At 31.8% G+C, this 597-nt stretch carries 1 protein-coding gene; it reads left to right on the forward strand.

Annotation, left to right across the window (positions count from 1 at the left end; translation table 11 throughout):
- The coding region (fsa, locus tag EGD97_RS12280) for a fructose-6-phosphate aldolase (RefSeq protein WP_127837565.1) at positions 1-597 on the forward strand (597 nt) is incomplete at both ends.

The raw sequence follows: 597 nt of genomic DNA on the forward strand, positions 1-597 counted from the left end.
AAGGAAATTAGAGAAGCTAATGAAATGGGTGTCATTTGTGGAGTAACTACAAATCCATCATTAATTGCTAAAGAGGGAAGAGATTTTAAAGAAGTAATAAAAGAAATAACTTCTATAGTTGATGGTCCAATAAGTGGAGAAGTTACAAGCGATGATGCGCCTAGTATGATTGCAGAAGGTAGAGAAATAGCTAAAATACATAAAAATATGGTAGTTAAAATACCTATGACAGGGGAAGGAATGAAGGCAGTTAATGTGCTTTCAAAAGAAGGAATTAAAACAAATGTTACATTAGTATTTACAGCAGCACAAGCTTTACTTGCAGCAAATGCAGGAGCAAGCTTTGTAAGTCCATTTTTAGGAAGGTTAGATGATATTTCAACTAATGGTATGGATTTAATTGAAAAAATATCAACTATATATTCAAAACACAACATAAATACTGAAATTATTGCAGCAAGTATAAGAAATCCTCTTCATGTTATAGATGCAGCACAAGCAGGAGCACATATTGCTACAGTTCCTTATAAAGTAATAATGCAAATGCTTAATCATCCTTTAACAGACTCAGGAATAGAAAAATTTAAAAAAGATTGG

The organism is Clostridium prolinivorans, from assembly GCF_004011155.1.
Lineage (GTDB): Bacteria > Bacillota > Clostridia > Clostridiales > Clostridiaceae > Clostridium_AT > Clostridium_AT prolinivorans.